The sequence below is a fragment of the Rhodobacter viridis genome (genome assembly GCF_003217355.1).
GTDB classification, from domain to species: Bacteria; Pseudomonadota; Alphaproteobacteria; order Rhodobacterales; family Rhodobacteraceae; genus Rhodobacter; species Rhodobacter viridis.
This window is the reverse complement of the sequence record NZ_QJTK01000004.1, coordinates 135807-153095: the sequence shown is the minus strand read 5'-3', so window position 1 is coordinate 153095 and position 17289 is coordinate 135807. Positions and strand designations below refer to the sequence as shown.

Here is a 17289-nt window from a genome sequence, read left to right as displayed (position 1 = left end):
CTTCCGGTGGAAGGCTTTCCAATCGAACGGGCTGCCCGTGGCAGCCCTGAGAGGGGCAAAGCCCCCAGCCGGTTTCAATGCACGGTGCACACCATGCAGGGATCGAAACTGCGCACGATATGCTGCACCGAAACCGGGCTATCTTCGCCCGGCTCGACCGGAGCCCCAACCAGCGCCGCTTCCAGAGGCCCCGGCACCCCCTGAGCATCGCGCGGGGAAAAGTTCCAGGTCGTCGGCGCGATGATCTGGTAAGACGCGATCTTGCCGCCTTCGATCCGCAGCCAATGCCCCAGACTGCCGCGCGCGGCCTCAACCAGCCCCGCGCCCTCGCCCGTCTCGGGCAGGTTGCCCTGACGCATGAAGACCGCGCCCGGGTCAAGCGCCTCGGCCCAGGCCTCCATCAGGATCTGTGTCCGCGCGAGTTCCAGAAGCCGCCCGGCGACCCGCGCCAGCACGCCACCGCCCGCCAACTGCACCGCCAGAGGATGGCCGTCGATCAGCTGCCGCGCCAGCGCCCCCACCTCGACCGGCGCGCCCTCCAGCCGCGGCGCCTTGCACCAGCTGTAGGCGCCCTCGCGCATCGTCTCGTCGGGGCGGGTCACGCCGTCGAAGGGATGGGCCATGCCGCCCAGCATCCAGGAATGGCTCAGATCCTCGGCAATCGCCGCCATGTTCGGCGCCGTGACCTCGCCCGCCTGCCAGAGGCCGGGGGCGAAGCCATGCCCCTCGGCCAGCGGATAGGCGCCGAAACTCAGATAGCGCCCGGCGCCACGGCCCAGCGCGTCAAGGTCCAGATCGGCCGCGATTTCAAGGAAAAGCCCCGCATCGCCGCGATCCCAGCGCATCAGCGCCGACCGGCTGTCGAGCGCAGCGAAGTCTTCAAGCGGGCCGCCAAAGACCTGCGTTTCCAGATGCTTGCGGAACATCCGCAGCTCGGTCTGAATGCGCAGCACGTCGCGCGCGCCGGGCGTGCGGGTGACGCCGCCCGGCTGCAGCGCCAGCGTATGCGGCCATTTCCCGGCGACAAGGCCAAGGATGTGCATCAGCCCAGCCCGCGCCGCGATGGCGGCCCGGGCCGCCTGTCCCTCGATCGCGGCGAACCGCGCGACGGCGCGCGGATACCACGGCCGGGCGGCGTAACAGGGCCGGGTGAAATCGGGCATGAAGAACAGGTTGAAATGCACCAGATGGTCCGAGACATTCTCGACCGCATGAATGAGCGCCGCAAGCATCGCGCCCTGATCGGTCGGCACCAGCCCCATCGCCGCGCCCAGCGCCCGCGCCGCGGCCGCCGATTGCGAGATCGAGCAGATGCCGCAGATCCGCGGCGTCAGCGTCAGCGCGTCACCAGGGGCCCGCCCCTCCAGCATGCGCTCGAAACCGCGATAGAGCGGCGCATTGACCCGGGCCGCGGCGACGCGCCCCTCGGAGATGTCGAGATGCACCTCCAGATCGCCCTCGACCCGGTTGAAGGGGCCGACGACCAGACGCGGCGTGTCGCTCATCGCCGACCTCCGGGCTTGCGGATCGTCGGCGTCACGGCCACGCGCGGGGCCACCGCGTTCTTCGCGATCCGCTCGGGCGTCGCGGCTTTCGAGAGCGACGCCAGCGCCATGAACCAGGCCTTCGGCATGTCGGCGGGCAGACCCACCGGAATGCCCGCCACTTTTGGCGTTTCGGTGAAGGGGTGGCGCGGTTCCTCGAACTCGGGCGCGGTGCAGGCGATGCAGGGATAGCCGCCGCGGGTGCAGGAGCCCTCGCCGTTCCACGGCCGGATGTTGCAATCCCCCACGGCTTGCGTGCCAACACAGCCCAGGTGCTCCATCATGCAGCCCAGATCCGAGAGCTGCAGCGCCGAGGCCTTGTATTCATAGAATTCGTTGCGCGGGCAGCCATGATGCACAAGATGCTGCGCGTAAAAGAGCGGCCGCCCGAGACTGTCGAGATCGGCCTCGGTCAGCCGCGCCTTGGCGAGCAGCATCAGCGTCTCGGTCACCCAGCCCGGATGGGTCGGACAGCCCGCGACATTGACGACGGGAAGGCCGAGCCCGCCCCGGAAGCCCGCGGCCAGCACCCCGCCCGGATGCGCGCCGTCATACTGCAGCCCCACCGCATCGGAGGGGTTCCCCCCGGCCGAGGTCACGCCGCCATAGGCCGCACAGGACCCGACCGCCACCACATGCGCGGCCTTCGGCGCGAGCGCCCGCACCCAGTCGAGCATCGAGCGCCCGGTGCCCGAGAGCATCTGAAACCGCCCGGTGCCCATCGGCCCGCGGGCAATCGCGCCCTCGACCGCCAGACAATCAAGCGCAATCTCTCCGGCCTCAAGCGCCTGCAGGAGCCGCGTCACCTCGCCCCCCGAGGCAAGGCTCAGCGCCGGATGCCAGAGGAATTCGACGCCCGCTGCAGCAAGCGTGTCGATCAGATCGGGCGCCTCGGCGCAAAGCGCCGACATCGTGCAGCCGCCGCAGCCCGAGGCCTGCAACCACAGAACCTTCATTGCGGTTCCCCCGCCAGCGCCAGATCGAAGCAGAAACAGGCGCCGCCAAGGGGGTTTTCGGGCAAAAGCCTGAGCCGCCCGCCGTGTTCCTCGACGATCTTGTGACTGATCGAGAGACCAAGCCCGGTGCCCTTGCCGACGTCCTTGGTGGTGAAGAACGGATCGAAGATCGTCGCGGCCACGTCCTCGGGCACGCCCGGCCCGGTATCGGAGACGACGAGCTCGCCGCGGTCGCCCGCGATCCGCGCTTCGATGCGGATGCGGCCGTCCTGAAAATCGCCCATCGCATCGATGGCATTTTGCACCAGATTCATCACCACCTGCTGGATATGGCCGGGCCGCCCGATCACGTCGAGCTTCGGCAGGCCGGTGAACTCGACCGCCACCGCCGTCTTCGAGCCGCGCCGCACCCAATCGGCCGCCACCCCCGCCGTCGCCACCAGATCGAAGACGACCTGCTCGCCGGTGCCCTCCGACGAGAGCCGGCGCAGATCCTCGACGATGGCGCGGACACGTTCGGCGCCGTCGCGGGCGCCATTGATGGCGATACGCAGATTGCCGACTTCGCGTTCGAGTTTCAGAGTTTCGCGCAGGGCCACCAGTTCCTCGCGCGGGACGCCCGCCTGCACCGCGGCGAAATAGGTCTCGAATTTCGCGGCATAGCGCTCCATCGCATGGGCATTGGCATAGACGAAGGAAATCGGGTTGTTCAGTTCATGCGCCACCCCCGCCAGCAAACGGCCAAGCGAGGCAAGCTTTTCATTGCGCACCAGCTGCGCCTGCGCCGCGATCAGCGCGGCATGCGAGCGTTCCAGTTCCGAATAGGCCTGCCGCAATTCGCCCAAGGGGCGGCCGGTCAGCACATAGCCGATGATGCGGTCGCGCTCATCGAGCCGCGGGCTGACCGAAAGTTCAAGCGGTGCGGGCCCGCGCGGACCCAGCAGCGCCGCCTCGACCGTCACGGGGGCGCGGCGGTTTGCGGCCTCGGCCATCGTGCGTTCGAGCCGCGCGCCAGAGGCCGGGTCGAACATCGCCGAGAGGGGCCGCCCCTGCCAGACCTCGGACCGCGCACCGGTCAGCGCCTCGACCGAGGCCGAGGTGCCCAGCACCTCCCCCGTGCGCGAGGCGACGATCAGCGCATCCGAGACCGAGGCGAAGATCGAACCGAGATACGACCGCAGATCCTCGAGTTCGTGGTTCTGCCGCTCAAGCCGCTCCTGATAATCGACAAGTTCGGCATAGGTGCGGTCGACGGCCGAGAGCACATCGACCCAGACGGCATCGCTGGCCTCCATGCCGGGCAGGAGGCCGCCCAGATTGGCCGGGTCGAAACGGGGCGGACTGTCCTTGACGGGCGGTCGGGGCATGATGCAGCTCCGGTGGGGTCGGGCTCAGCATATCGGGCCAAGAGCCCCGCGCAAGGGGCTGGCCCCGGCAGACCGCGCTGAAACGGGGGGCTTACTCGGCCGCCGGGCGACGGCGGTTCTCGTGCAGGGGCGAAAGATCCTCGAGCGGGCCGGTCTCGGCCGCCTGCCAGCGATCGAGCCCCGGCCAGGACAGCAGCGGGATCAGAAAGCCCCAGGCCTTCGCCAGATTTTCCCGGGCGGTCTCGCTCAGGCCTTCCTCCAGCGCGAAGCTTTCGCCACGCAGGCACAGCACGAAAGCGGGCGGCGGCTCGTCATGCATGACCTGCCGGAAGGCCTCAAGCACGCCTTCGGGGCCGATGCCGTGGCTCGTCGAATGCCCAAGGTGGCGGCGCGGCGCGGTCTGCACGAAGGCAAAGGGCGCGGGCGTGCCCATCCCCGCATCGATGAACAGCGCCATGTCCTGCCCGACGAGATCGAGCGCATGTTCGACCTGCAGCTGCACATCCTCGATCAGCGTGATGTGTTGCCAGCCCGCCGTCGCGATCCTTGCCGCCAGCCGCGGGCCAAGCCCGTCATCGCCGCGGCTTTCATTGCCCCAGGCAAAGACGACCAGACGCGGACCTAGGATGGAACGCAGCATGACACCCCCCCGTCGGCGCCCCGGCGCAGGCCCGAGACAACCGCGCCCGCGGCGTCGATCAATTCGACCGAAAGCGGCATCTGCCCCAGCGCATGGGTGGCGCAGGCCAGACAAGGGTCATAGGCCCGGATCGCGACCTCGATATGACCCAAGAGCCCCTCGGTGATCTCGCTGCCGTCGAAATACTCTGCCGCGACCTTGCGGACCGCCGCGTTCATCGCCTGGGTGTTGTTGGCGGTCGAGATGATCAACTCGCAGCGGCGCACGCGGGCGTCGTCGTCGACCTCGTAGCGGTGGAACAACGTGCCGCGCGGGGCTTCGATCACGCCGATCGCCTCGCGCTGGGGTGCCCCGCGATCAGCCATCAGATCGTGCCCCAGCAGCTCGGGATCGTCGAGAAGATCCCGGATCAGCTCGGCCGCATGCAGCAGCTCGACCAGCCGCGCCCCGTGATAGAACAGCGTTCCATGCAACGGCTTCCCGCCACCGACGGCGAGAAGCCGCTGCCGTTCGGTCTCGGCCTTCTCGGAGGTCAGAAGGTCGCAGACCTGCAAACGGGCCAGCGGGCCGACGCGATACCAGCCCGCCTCGGGGCCAAGCGCGCGAATATGCGGACCGCCCGGGCCGGGCTCTTCGGCCAGAACACCGCGATAGGCCGCGGGGGCAACACCGTCGAAGAGCGTCACGCCCAGCGCATCGCGGGCCCGCAGCCGACCGGTGTAGAAATCCAGCGCCCCACCCCGGCCGACAAGGCCGATCATGTTGCCGCCGACTTCGCCGAAATGATCGTAGAAGGCCGGATTGGTGTCGTGCAGACGTTCGAGCACGCGCAGCGCGCCCACCGCCCAGTCGATCACCTGATCGACATCGGCGCGCAGAAGATCACGGCTTTCGCGGCTCAGCGCCCGGCGCATGCCGCCCGGAACCGCTCCCGCCCCCGCAAGACGAGGGCCCATGACGGCGCGGACCACCTCCTGCCCGAAGCGGCGCATCAGCACGCCTTCGGTGGCGAGTTGCGGAAAGCTGCGCGCCACATCGACAAGGCCGCGCCGATTGGTCTCGCTGTCGAAACCCAGAAGCAGGTCGGGCTCGGTCAGATGATACAGATGCACGGCATGGCTTTGCACGAACTGGCCGAAATGCATCAGCCGGCGCAGCTTTTCCGCCGTGGGGGTGAGCCGGTCGTAACCCGCGATCCGGTCCATCGCCTTGACCGCCGCCAGATGATGACTGACCGGGCAAGTGCCGCAGAGCCGCTGCACCGCCTCGGGCACCTCGTCACAGGGGCGGCCTTCAATGAATTCCTCGAAGCCGCGCAGGGCGAGGATCTGCAGATCGACGTGATGCACCTGTCCCCGCGAATCAAGCTGGATCGTCACCTTGCCACGGCCTTCGTGCCCCGCATCCTCGGAAAGCGCGACCGGCTCGGAAAGCATCCGGGCCGGAAACCGGGGAACTGGGGTCGTCTCGAGGGCAAGCATCAGGGCACTCAACGGCAGAGAACGGGCGGTGAAACCGCGGATCGAAGGGAAAGGACCGGAGGGGCACGTGGCAAGGTAACAAGTGGCGCCAACGTCCGGTCGAGGGTCATGGAGAGGTCGAGCACAATCGCCGCAATTCTTGTGGTCTGATGCGGTTCTGTTCCGGCACCGACGCCATGTCATCGGGGGCCTTTGGTCCGACCCGACCCCGTATCCATGTTCCAAGACCTGCGATCCTAAAGCGGCCCGAACCTCTCCATCCTCCACCCTTCCCTTGGGATGGGTCAAAATTGCGCCCAACCGGCGGGAGGGTCAAACGTTTTGCCTTGGTTGGTAAAAAGCTTTTCACCCACTCAGAACGGACGGTTTCGCGACCCCGAGGACCTCGATGCGCGATAAGTAAAAATTACTGACCATTATTTCCGAAATTCGCCCCGCACGTGCGGCGAAGAACCTTGATTCCGGGACAAGTCGGGAAAGACGGCCGATCACGCGCGGCAAGCGCGCTTCATTTCCGGCGCATCACAGCACAAAACCGAGCAGAAAACCCACCCGAAGCCGCCATCCGTAGGATCATCGCCAAATTTACGACCGGATCGGCCCCGTTTTGGGTGGAAATTGCGCATACAAATCTCACCTAAAGGTTGATTTTTGCCTGCATCGAAGCGGTTTGAACGGGTGTCGCCGCGCATTTGCGCAACACGTCGGGCGCCCGCAAAAACCCACACCAACGCCAAATCTCTCACCAAAATGGAAAATTGGAAACCTACTTGCCATCGGCCGCTTTCTGGGGAGAGTCGCCCTCGTTCTTCCTCCTCATACCGGCTCCCGACAGGGGACTCAGCGCACAACCTTGCCGCCCGGAAACGGAAAGCGACCTGCGACATTGTGTTTGCGACGTTAAGTCAACCTGAAACAACTCCAGATCTGTAAGGGAATCTTGACGGATGCTTGCAAGACTGAGGCTCCACTCCGGCCCTGTTTCCAAGTTTTGCTCGTACCGTTCTCTGGCCAGGCACCTCCACCTTCCCAGTCTCCAAGGCCCATGAAAAACAAATTCTTCGGTATATCCGCTCGCATCTATGCGATCGTGGCCATAGCCGCGATCGCGCTCGTCATCCTGTCCGAAACCCTGCTGCACTTTGCGGTCAAAAACGCTTATGACATGAGGGAGCAACATCTGAGTGACGTGGTCGACACCGCCATTGGCGTGCTGGCCGACCTCGAAACGCAGGTACAGACGGGCAAACTCACCGCCGCCGAGGCCAAAGCGGAAGGCGCGCGCCGTCTGACGGCGCTGCGCTTCGACAAGGCGGGCTATTTCTTCGTCCTGGATCATGAAGGCGTGATCCAGGCGCATCCGACGATGCCGGCCTGGGTCGGGCAGTCGCAACTGGGCTACACCGATCCCTACGGCAAGAAGATCTTCGTCGAGATGCTCGACATCGCCAAGACCGCGGGCAGTGGCGAAATCCAATATCATTTCAAGAAGCCCGACAGCGACACGCCCGAGGAAAAGATCGGCTTCGTGCGCGATTTCGCCCCCTGGGGCTGGATCGTCGGCACCGGCTCCTATGTTGCCGACATCGCCGCGGCGCTGTCCGGCCTGCGTCAGGTTTCGCTGATCTCGATGCTCGTTGGCCTGCTGGCGCTGGGCGGCGCAGCAACAGCGCTGGCACGTTCGGTCACCGGCCCGTTCGGGGCGGTGCATGACCGGATGCGCAAGATGACCGAGGGGGATACCGAAACGGCGGTGCCCTGCACCACGGTCCGCGGCGAGGTGGGCGAGATGGCGCGGGCGCTTGAAGTATTCCGGGCCTCGTTGGCGGAAAAGGCGGAACTGGCGCGGCAGCGGCGTGCGCAGGAGGCCGAGATGGCCCGAGCCGAGCTGCAGGCGCGCGAGCGCGAGGAAGCCCTGCGGCAGCGCGAACAGGAGGCCGAGGCGGAACTGCAACGCGCCGAAGCCGCCCGTCAGGCCGAACGCGAGGCCGAGCGGCAGCGGACCGAGGCCGAGCGGGAGGCACAGATGCGCGAGCAACTGAATGTCGTCACCGCTCTGGCGCAGGGTCTGCAGGCGCTGTCGGCGGGCGATCTGACAGCGCGGATCACCGAGACCTTCCCCCCCGCTTACGAGGGATTGCGCAATGATTTCAACGCCGCCATCGACAAGGTCGCGGGGCTGATCAGCTCGATCGTGCAGACAACCGATGTGGTCGAAACCGAAGCCGGGCAGCTCGGCACGGCCTCGATGGAACTCGGGCGGCGCACCGAGACTCAGGCAGCCTCGTTGGAGGAAACGGCCGCGGCGATGAACGAGATGGCAGCCTCGGTCGCGCAATCGGTCGAAGGGGCGCGGTCGGCCGCGCAGGCGGTGAACCGCACGCGCTCCACCACCGCCACCGGGCGGGAGGTCGTACGCCAGACGCAACGCGCCATGGACGACATCGCGCAAAGCTCGGACAAGATTTCGCGCATCACCCATGTGATCGATGACATCGCCTTCCAGACCAACCTCCTGGCGCTGAACGCCGGGGTCGAAGCCGCGCGCGCGGGCGAGACCGGGCGCGGCTTTGCCGTCGTGGCCTCGGAGGTGCGGGCGCTGGCGCAACGCTCCTCGGAAGCCGCGCGCGAGATTGCGGCGCTGATCGACACCTCGTCGCGGCAGGTCGCGGCCGGGGTCGATCTGGCGGCGCGGTCCGACACCGCCCTGGGCGAAATCGAAGCGCTGGTCACCGAACTCGACACGTTGCTGGACGGGATCGCAAATGCCGCCGCCGAGCAATCCTCGGGCATTGCCGAGGTGACGGCCGCGGTGAACCAACTCGATCAGGTGACCCAGCACAACGCCGCGATGTTCGAAGAGAATTCGGCCGCGACGCAGGGGCTCTTGCACGAGGCGCGCACTCTGAAGGAATTCAGTGCCGTCTTCCGCATCGGCACCCATGTGTCTGGCAATTCCTGGGAGCACCAGATCGCCTGTTGAAGGGCCGCCCCCTTGGCCCGTCTGTCCAGAACCCCCGCAGCCCCGGCCTCGTGCCGGGGTTTGCTTTTCGGGGATCGCGTGACGGAAAAGCTGCGACAAAAGCAACAAGTTGACCAATCTTGGCGCAGCTTCACCTGCCCTTAATTCCTTTAGGGGATTTTGCGATGGCGAACTTTCGGAGCAACCGCATGGCACGCGCAGGCACGTCCCGCAGCTTCCTTTCCTACCTCGTCCGCATGGGCCTCGTCATCGTCATCTGCACGTTGGCGGTCTTTGCGACCATCTTCTATTCGGCCCTGATCGACAGGGCCGCCGAACGCCAAAGCGTCTCGATCGCGGAATTGAACGCCGATCTGGCCACGCTCGAGCGCACACTTGCCTCGGCGCGCGACCTCGAAGCGAAATTCCGCATCTCGCGCGAAGAGGCGCAGATCGAAGATCATGCGAAGAAGATCGCCCGGGCCTCGGCCGAGCTCAAGGACCTGGTGACCGAAACCAGTGCGCTGGGGCTGACCGCCAGCGCGACTCAGGCCGCAGCGATGCAGGACCTGCTGGACACCTATGAGGAGAATTTCGCGCTTTACGCGGACACGCGCCGGGTGCTTGGCCTCGATGCGGAATCGGGTCTCGAGGGACAGCTGCGCACCGCGGTTCACGCCGCGGAAAAGATGATCGGATCGATCGCCGTGCCGAAGGTCGAAATCACGCTGCTGAAGATGCGGCGGCACGAAAAAGACTTCATCATGCGTCTCGACCCGAAATATATCGACGAACTCGACAAGGAAATCGCGACCTTCAGCACCTATCCCGACACGATGTTCCTGTCTCAGCAGCACCGGGATCGGACCCTCGCGAAGCTGACCGAATATCAGGAAGCCTTCCATCAATACGCCGATCTTGCCCTGCAGATCGGCGATACGACCCGCGCTTGCGACGAAAGCTATGACACGATGCCGAAAGCGCTCGATGCCTTGCGCGCGCATTTTGGCAGCGACGTCGCGCAGTTGCAGGCGAAGGCCGATACCGAAAAGGCCCGCGGCTACATGCTGATGGGAGTTGCTGGCGTGATCGGGATGCTGGTGCTCGCCTTCTCGGCGGTGCGACTGTTCCGGGCGACGGTGATGCCGCTGCGCGACGTGACGACCGCGGTGCAGGAACTGGCCGAAGGTCGGACGGATATCAGCGTTCCGAACGCCCGGGTCAGCGAGGTGCGCTCGATCTCTGCGGCGCTGGAAAGCTTCCGCGCGACGATTCTGGAACGCCAGCGGCTCGAAGTCGAAAGCGCGGCTGCGGCCGAACGCGAAGACCAGGCCCGCGCCGCCGCCGCCGCTCAGGAACGGGCCGAAATGGCCGACCGCGCCCGCAAAGCCGAGGAGGAACGCGCCGCCGCCGCCGCCGCTCAGGCACGCGAGCATGCCGCCGCGCAGGAAATCGCTGAAGTGGTGGCCGCTTGCGCCGAAGGTGATTTCTCGCGCCGGCTGCGCACCGACGACAAGACCGGGGTGTTCGCCGATCTTTGCGCCGGCATGAACCGGATCGGCGAGGCCGCGGATGATGGGCTGACAGCGGTGCGTGTCGCACTTGAGCGCCTGGCCGAGCGCGATCTGACGCATCGGATGCCGACCCGATTCCACGGCATCTTTGCCGAGATCGCCGAAACGATGAACCGCACCACCGAGAGCCTGACCGGCACGCTGACCGACATCTCGATATCGGCCACGGCCGTCGACACTTCAGCCCGCGAAATCGCGGGGGCGGCCGACGATCTTGCCCGTCGCTCGGAACGCAACGCCGCGATGCTGGAACAAACCGCTTCGGCGCTCGAGCAGATGTCGGCCACCGTGCGGTCTGCCGCGAACTCGGCGCAGACGGCCCGCAGCGCCGTGACGGCGATTTCGAACCGGGCTGGCAAGGGCCACGAAGTCGTGACCCGTGCGGTGTCGGCCATGGACGAGATCAAGACCTCGTCCGAGGCGATCGGGCGAATCCTCCAGGTGATCGATGACATCGCCTTCCAGACCAACCTGCTGGCGCTGAACGCCGGGGTTGAAGCCGCGCGGGCGGGCGATGCAGGACGGGGCTTTGCCGTCGTCGCCTCGGAGGTGCGGGCGCTTGCGCAGCGGTCTTCCGAGGCCGCGCGCGAAATCGCCCGGCTGATCGAAACGGCCTCGAACAACGTCAATCATGGGGTCGGGCTTGTGCATGATTCCGGTCAGGCGCTGCGCGAGATCGTGGCCGGGGTCGAGGATGTGGCGCAGAAGATCTCCGAGATCGTCACCGCCTCGCAGGAAACCGCGACCGGGATCGGCGAGATTTCGAATGCCACGACCGAACTCGACCGCACGACGCAACAAAACGCCGCCGTGTTCGAGGAAACCAATGCTGCGGTGCGCTCGCTGCAGGGCGAGGCCACCGCATTGGCCGAGTCGGTTGCGGCGTTCCGGTTGAAAGGGGAGGAGATGCGCCCCCGTTACACGCCCGCCGCCGAAGACCCCGGCAAGGCGCTCTTCGTGTCGCGGCGCAGCGCCTGAACCCGCGCATTCAGCTGCGCAGCGGCGCCTCAAGCCAGCTGCGCAGCGCCGTCGACACCTTGATCGGCTGCTCGAGCGGCGCCAGATGCCCGGCGCCGAGGATCAGCCGAAACTCGGCTTGCGGCATGAGCTCGGCCAGAAACTCGTGTCGCCGCGGCGGGCAGATCGTGTCATGTTCCCCGCAGAGCAGCAGCGTCCGCACCCTCGTATTGCGCAAGGCGCGCTGCTGATCGGGCCGACGCATCAAGGCCCGGGATTGATTGGTGAAGACCTCGGGGCCCAAGGTCCCGGCCATTTCCAGGAGCATCGCCTGCACCTCGGCCCGCCCCTCGCCCGGCGCCAGCGCCGACGCGGGGATTTCTTCAAGCATCACTTCGTCAAGCCGCCCGGTGCGGGCGCGGATGATCCGCGGTTCGCGACTGGCGGCCATGGCCGGGGTCTCTGACAGATGCGAAACATCGATCATCACAAGGCCAGAGACCCGTTCGGGCACGCGGCGCAAAACCTCCATCGCGACGAGCGCGCCCAGCCAATGCCCGACCAGACAGAACCGGGACGGCGCGACGGCGATGACGGCTTCCGCCATCTCCTCGATCGTCGCCCCGGCCAGCGGCACCGCCATCACCGTGCGATCGGCGGAAAAATCAATGATCTGATGCCAGAACAGCCGTGCATCACACATGAAGCCCGGCAGAAAGATCAACGGATCGGCAGACATGCTCACCCCAGTCACCCGCGCGGTTCCGCGCTTTTTGCGCGAAACTAGCGCGGGCGGGGCGAAAGGTTAATCCCTTCGAAGACGGGGATCGGCTTTTCTGTCTCAGATCGGCGAAATCTCGTCGATCGTCGCCGTGATCAGCACCAGATTGTCAGGGGCCGAGAAGTTGTGATCCGCGCCCTTCACCATCGTCAGCCGGATATCAGGCCCCGAAGCGTGGTGGAAAAGCTTCACCGCCCAGTCCGGCGGCACGGCCCGGTCCTCCGAGCCCTGCAGCAGCCGCGTCGGGAAGGGCAGCGACAGTGGGCTGCGCAGCACGAAATGATCGCGGCCATCGACGATGAACTTGCGACTGATGCGGTAGGGCACCGGCCCGCCGTGATGCAGGTCGAGATAGCCCTGTTCCATCAACCGCGCCTGCTGGTCGGGCGAGAAGCTGGCCCAATAGCCGTCTTCGGTAAAATCGGCCGCCGCCGCGATCGTCACCAGACCTGCGACTTTCTCCGGGCATTCCCGCGCCAGCAAAAGCGCCAACCAACCGCCCATCGACGAGCCGACCAGAATCTGCGGCCCCTCGGCCAGGTTCAACAGCACCGAGCGCGCATCCTGATACCACTCCGCGACCGAGGTTTCGGCATAGACGCCCGAGGATTGCCCGTGCCCCGAGCAATCGAACCGCAGGAAGGCGCGGCCGGTTTCCGCCGCCCAGGCGTCAAGCGCGGTGGCCTTGGTGCCGGTCATGTCGGAATGCAGCCCGTGCAGGAACATCACCCCCGGCCCCTTGCCCGGACGATGGTCATAGGCGATGCGGCGGCCCTCGGGGCTGTCGAAGAAATCGGTCATGGCAGTCTCCTGAAGCTTCGGGAAAACCTAACCCCCAAGCGCGGCCGCACTCAACCCGGCAATGCGGGTCGCGGCAAATCGCCCGGGATCGGTCGCTTTCGGGATGGACGCCCCCTGCCCCGCAGGCTAGGCGAAAGCATGAGCCATCAAGACCGTATCCTGCCCGGCATCCTGCTGATGCTCGGCTTTTGCATCATCGCGCCGCTGATCGACGTCGCCTCGAAACTGGCCGCCCAGGCCGTGCCGGTCGGCACGGTCACGCTGGGCCGCTATGTCGCACAGCTGCTCCTGATGGTGCCGATCGTCGCGCTTCTCGGCCATCCCTGGGGGATGAGCCGCCGCGCTCTTGGGCTGACCTTTGCCCGCGCCGCGGTGTCGATCCTGTCGACCTATTCCTTTGTAGCGGCCGTGCAGCACATGCCGATCGCCGATGCGCTGGCCATCGCCTTCGTCGAGCCTTTCGTCATCCTGTTCATCGGCCGCTTCTTCATGGGCGAAGAGGTCGGACCGCGCCGCATCGGCGCCTCGGTCGTGGGGTTCATCGGCGCGCTCTTCGTGATCCAGCCGTCGTTTGCGGTTTTCGGCGCCGTCGCGCTGTATCCGCTCGGCACGGCGGTCGGTTTCGCGCTTTACATCCTGCTGACGCGGGCGCTGTCGCGCCACATGCATCCGGTGCCGATGAACCTGCACACCGCCTGGGCCGCGATCCTGATCCTGATCCCGATCCTTGCCCTCGGCGGCCAGCTCGAAATCGGCCAGATGCGGTTCGAGGCGCCCGAGGGGATCTTCTGGCTCTGGTGCTTCTGCGTCGGCCTTGCCTCGACCGTCAGCCACATGTCGATGAGCTACGCGCTGAAATACGCCCCCTCCTCGACGCTGGCGCCGCTGCATTACTTCGAAATGCTGACGGCGACGCTCTTTGGCTATCTGGTCTTCGGCGATTTCCCGAATGCATTGACCTGGGTCGGCATCGGCATCATCACCGCCTCGGGGCTTTACATCATTCACCGCGAGCGGCTGGCGGCAAAAGCGCGTGCAGCACGGGCCTGAGCTGATCCTTCGGCACCAGCACCAGCATCGGGCCGTCGATCTGCAACTCGACCGGCCCGACCGCTTCATTGGAGGTTCCGGTGCGGGTCTCGGGAGCGAAAGCGAGCCCGTCGATCGGCCAGCGCAACCCGGTCGAGCGCCCGGACGCCGCCCCCATCGGATGCAGCGACACCCGCGTGCCGACGGGAAGATCGAGGCAAAGCCGCGGCGGCGCGCGAAAGATCACCTCGTCCTCGGCGATCAGGAGCACGATCTGATCGGGGCGCGAGGTCAGCTCGGTCAGCGCCGCCAGCGTGTGATCAAGCCTGAGCCCGGTGAGGCCAAGGCACAGATAGAACCGCGCCGCGACAAGGCGCAGGCATTTGCCGAAATCGGTGCTGTCCTGCTCGGCTACCGGATGAAGCCGCCCGGCCAGCGCCGCACGGCCCGCCGCCGACAGGCTGTCCATGTCGCCGATCACCGCCGCAGGCGTCAGACCCAGCGCAAGCGCCCGATCCCCGCCGCCATCGGCCGCCACCAGCACGGGCGCGATCGTTAACGAAATCGCAACATCGGCCGCAGACGCGATTCCCCCGCCAAGGAGCGTTACCCCGGCTTCACAATGGACAATTTCCTCGTTCATGGCATGATTGATTACGATTAAGGCAAAGCCGTGCAACCTATATCGCTAAAATTCCCTGCATTTGCCCTTTTTCGTTCACCGGAAAGAACCAGTTCCGGAAGATGGTGAATGCAATGAGGATCAGTAGAGGCGAAAGGCCCATGGTTGGAGCGAGCAAGATCTTAACCGTGTCCTACGGCACCTTCTCGTGCACGCTTGAGGGGTTCGATGAGCCCTTCACGACGATGAAGGCGATTGCGGAGTATTTCCGCGATCTGGCCGCCGAGGACCGGTATTTCGGCGCCGAGCCGCCGCAGCCCGATGCGGAGATGCTGCATCGCATCGCCGAGCGGGAAATGGCGCGCCGGGTCGAGGCGAAAATACAGAAAAATGGCGTTATTTTGCGGCCAAGCGATCCGGCGGCGCCGGAACAGGCCGAGCCTGCACCGGCGGCAGTCGCCACACCGGCCGTCGCACTGGCAACCGTGCCGAACACAGCTCCGGTTGCGACCGCCCCTGTCGCGCCCCCCGTCGCGACCCCGCGGGTCGAACCGGCCAGCGATCCGATCAGCGAATCGGTGGCGGCGAAGTTGCAACGCATCCGCTCGGCCGTGGCCCAGGCCCGCGCCGCGCAGGCGCCTGCCGAACCGGAGCCCGATCCGGAGCCCGAACTCCGCGCCCCCGCGGAACAGGTTGCGGCAGCGCCGGAGGATTTCGGCTTTGCCCTCGATATTTCCGGCCCGCTGAGCCCGGATGAAGCCGAGGACATCGAGACCGATCAGGCCCCCGAAACACCGAGCTCGGATGCGCCCGCTCTCGAAGATACGGCCCCGGAGGAGCGCGCGCCCGACCACGAGGCCGACGACGAGGACGAGGCCACGGTGTCCGGCATGGACCCGGAAAAGGCCGAACGCATGCGCCGTCGCGCCGAACGCCGCGCCGCGCGGCTGGTGCAGGCCGAGCCTGCTGCGCCGGTCGCCGACGCCAACGTCGCGCCAGTCGAAGCCGCCGCGGCCGAGAGCGCTGCCGAGCCCGAAGCCCCTGTGCCCGCGCCGATGCCCGCGCCGGTCGAACCGGTGGCGGAAGCGACGGAGCAACCTGCCCCCGTCGAGACTCCGCGCCCGGTGATCCGGGCGCGTGTCATCAAGCTGCGTCGCTCCGATGCGGCCGCGGACGGCCCCCGCGTCGCCGAGCGCGTCGTGGAAGTCGCGCTGCCTGAGGTGGCGACGGCATCCGTCACCGAGCCGGAGGCCGAGCCTGTCGCGGAGGCGACGGCTGCCGATGACGAACTGGCGCAGATGATCGCGGCCGTTTCGGCGACCGTTGCCGAGGCCCCGGCGCCCGAAAGCGACGCGGCTGCGGAAGAGGCCCCGGGGCTCAGCCCCGAGGCGGAAGCCGAGCTGATGGCGGAACTTGCGGCGCTGACGGACAATCTGGGCGATGTCGATTGGGGCATCGAAGGCTGGAGCAACGAGAGCACCACGACCGGAATCGAAGCCGAGGGCGTCGAAGCCACGGCCGCTGCTGCGGTCGAGGCCGATCCGGACGCCGAGGCCGAGGCCGGGATCGAAGCGCTGGTGGTCGACCTCGATCCCGAACCGGAAGACCTGACAGAGGAGTCCCTCGCCGAAAGCGTCGCGCCCGAAGCCGTCCCCCCGACGACCCCGACGATCGACCTTGATACGCTGTTCGCCGAGGACGAGCCGGAACCGACAGCCGTTGCCGCCTTCCTGCCCGAAGAGCTGCCGCCCGGCTTCGTCGATCGGCGCACGCAGCCGACCGAGCCGATCCTCGTGCCCGTGCGGCCCACCTCGAAAGTGCCGCCGCTGCCCGAGGGCGACCTGCCGCGGCTGCTCGAAAAGGCCGATGCGCAGATGGCGGGCAACGAGAACCGGCGCCGGATCTCGGCGATCGCGCATCTCAAGGCCGCCGTTGCCGCCACCGTGGCCGAGCGTCGCGTCGCGGGCGATGGGGTCGAAAAGGACGAGACGGCCCCCTATCGGCAGGATCTGACGCAAGCGGTGCGGCCGCGTCGGCCGGTGCTGCCCTCGGTCGGCGAGAGCCATCATCAGACCGCGGCCCGCCCCGAAGTGCGCCCCGCGCCGCTGGTGCTGGTCTCCGAACAGCGCGTCGATCGCGCCCCCGCCGAGGCCGTCGCCAAGGCGCAGGCGGTTCGCCCGCGCCGGATCAGCGCCGCGAGCCTCGCGCAGGACACCGCGTCCGACAGCCTGACGGAAGACGAGGTCGAAGTGCCGCTGAGCCCCGAAGAGGCCTCGAGCTTTGCCGAATTCGCGCAAAGCCGGTCGCCGCAGGGTCTGGCCGAGCTTCTGGAAGCCGCCGCCGCCTATACGGCGCAGGTCGAGGGGCGGCCGCATTTCTCGCCGCCGCAGATCATGAGCAAGGTCTCGGCGATCGGGGACGGGAGCTTCAGCCGCGAAGATCGGCTGCGGATGTTCGGCACGCTGCTGCGTCAGGGCAAGATCGCCAAGGTGAAGCGCGGCCAATATGCGATCACCGAGGCGAGCCGGTTCTTCAAGGCCCGGGCCTGAAACCACGACCGAGAGAAAAGCGAAAC

Annotated in this window: 12 protein-coding genes; 4 read left to right on the top strand and 8 right to left on the bottom strand. The window is 66.8% G+C overall.

Annotation, left to right across the window (positions count from 1 at the left end; translation table 11 throughout):
• Positions 1-74 precede the first annotated feature (74 nt).
• From C8J30_RS07860 to C8J30_RS07840, 5 genes are all read right to left on the bottom strand, one after another.
• On the bottom strand, positions 75-1505 hold the full coding sequence (locus C8J30_RS07860) for a nickel-dependent hydrogenase large subunit (RefSeq protein WP_110805294.1): 1431 nt from the start codon (positions 1503-1505) through the stop codon (positions 75-77).
• Complete coding sequence (locus C8J30_RS07855; RefSeq protein ID WP_110805293.1) at positions 1502-2500, bottom strand: NADH-quinone oxidoreductase subunit B family protein; 999 nt, start codon at positions 2498-2500, stop codon at positions 1502-1504. The genes C8J30_RS07860 and C8J30_RS07855 overlap by 4 nt, the downstream gene beginning before the upstream one ends.
• Positions 2497-3795 (bottom strand): sensor histidine kinase, encoded by a 1299-nt coding sequence (locus tag C8J30_RS07850; protein WP_181420815.1) that lies wholly within the window; start codon positions 3793-3795, stop codon positions 2497-2499. The genes C8J30_RS07855 and C8J30_RS07850 overlap by 4 nt, the downstream gene beginning before the upstream one ends.
• Positions 3796-3958: 163 nt before the next feature.
• A complete protein-coding gene (locus C8J30_RS07845; protein ID WP_110805291.1) occupies positions 3959-4507 on the bottom strand; it encodes a hydrogenase maturation protease in 549 nt (182 codons plus the stop codon).
• Positions 4489-5943 (bottom strand): Ni/Fe hydrogenase subunit alpha, encoded by a 1455-nt coding sequence (locus C8J30_RS07840; protein WP_245909728.1) that lies wholly within the window; start codon positions 5941-5943, stop codon positions 4489-4491. Before C8J30_RS07840 ends, C8J30_RS07845 begins: the two co-directional genes overlap by 19 nt.
• A 1090-nt stretch (positions 5944-7033) precedes the next feature.
• Between C8J30_RS07840 and C8J30_RS07835 the strand changes: the two genes are divergently transcribed.
• Positions 7034-8971: a methyl-accepting chemotaxis protein gene (locus C8J30_RS07835; protein ID WP_110805289.1), complete on the top strand. Its 1938-nt coding sequence runs from the start codon at positions 7034-7036 to the stop codon at positions 8969-8971.
• A 188-nt stretch (positions 8972-9159) separates the two neighbouring features.
• The gene (locus C8J30_RS07830) at positions 9160-11502 is read left to right on the top strand and encodes a methyl-accepting chemotaxis protein (RefSeq protein ID WP_181420811.1); all 2343 of its coding nucleotides are present in this window, start codon (positions 9160-9162) and stop codon (positions 11500-11502) included.
• A gap of 10 nt (positions 11503-11512) precedes the next feature.
• On the opposite strand, the gene C8J30_RS07825 is transcribed toward C8J30_RS07830, so the two are convergent.
• Entirely contained in the window at positions 11513-12220 is a 708-nt protein-coding gene (locus C8J30_RS07825; RefSeq protein ID WP_110805376.1) for an alpha/beta fold hydrolase, read from the bottom strand.
• A 102-nt stretch (positions 12221-12322) separates the two neighbouring features.
• The gene (locus C8J30_RS07820; protein ID WP_110805287.1) at positions 12323-13063 is read right to left on the bottom strand and encodes an alpha/beta hydrolase; all 741 of its coding nucleotides are present in this window, start codon (positions 13061-13063) and stop codon (positions 12323-12325) included.
• Between the two features lie 138 nt (positions 13064-13201).
• Here C8J30_RS07820 and C8J30_RS07815 point away from each other — a divergent pair, with 138 nt between their 5' ends.
• On the top strand, positions 13202-14113 hold the full coding sequence (locus tag C8J30_RS07815; protein ID WP_110805286.1) for a DMT family transporter: 912 nt from the start codon (positions 13202-13204) through the stop codon (positions 14111-14113).
• Here the strand turns inward: C8J30_RS07815 and C8J30_RS07810 are convergent.
• Positions 14064-14735 carry a thiamine diphosphokinase gene (locus tag C8J30_RS07810; RefSeq protein ID WP_110805285.1) on the bottom strand — a complete coding sequence of 224 codons (672 nt, stop codon included), beginning with the start codon at positions 14733-14735 and terminating at the stop codon, positions 14064-14066. The genes C8J30_RS07815 and C8J30_RS07810 overlap by 50 nt on opposite strands.
• A 140-nt stretch (positions 14736-14875) precedes the next feature.
• Here C8J30_RS07810 and C8J30_RS07805 point away from each other — a divergent pair, with 140 nt between their 5' ends.
• Positions 14876-17263, top strand: a complete 2388-nt coding sequence (locus C8J30_RS07805; protein ID WP_110805284.1) for a hypothetical protein — start codon at positions 14876-14878, stop codon at positions 17261-17263.
• Positions 17264-17289 lie beyond the last annotated feature (26 nt).